At 51.8% G+C, this 398-nt stretch carries 1 protein-coding gene; it reads right to left on the bottom strand.

Annotated elements, in window-relative coordinates; genetic code table 11:
* The coding region (locus HIJ39_RS23955) for a hypothetical protein (RefSeq protein ID WP_207711909.1) at positions 1–250 on the bottom strand (250 nt) is incomplete at its 3' end.
* Positions 251–398 lie beyond the last annotated feature (148 nt).

Genomic DNA, 398 nt, shown 5'->3' with positions numbered 1-398 from the left:
GTATTGAAGACAAATGGTATGAGGCCACATGGGTATACTCTGGAGCGGCCATCGGAGATTCGTCGCGTTCGTCCACTGGTGCAGTCAGCCTCCGAGCGCCAGTATTCTGGAAGGTAATCATTGCGTCGCGTTGTGGGATAAACTGGCAGACCATCGCGAGCGTGTAAGTCGGCACCGTAATCCTGCCTACCAATCCGCATTCGGATGGTGGGGCAGGATTTTTTGTGCCCCAAGCGAACGCTTTTATCATCGATAGCTTTCCTCCTCGATCGCTCGGCTCTTACGCTATATGAAAGTCCCGGGATCCCCGGTTTCTTCTAAAACGTGAGGGTTTTTCATAACTCGAAGTCGTTGATTTGCAACGCTTGTAAGGTGCGAGAAAAATGCGTTCCCCCTGA

Origin of the sequence: Sulfobacillus harzensis (genome assembly GCF_012933365.1) — a bacterium.
GTDB classification, from domain to species: Bacteria; Bacillota; Sulfobacillia; order Sulfobacillales; family Sulfobacillaceae; genus Sulfobacillus_B; species Sulfobacillus_B harzensis.
This window is presented reverse-complemented; position numbering and strand designations above follow the sequence as displayed.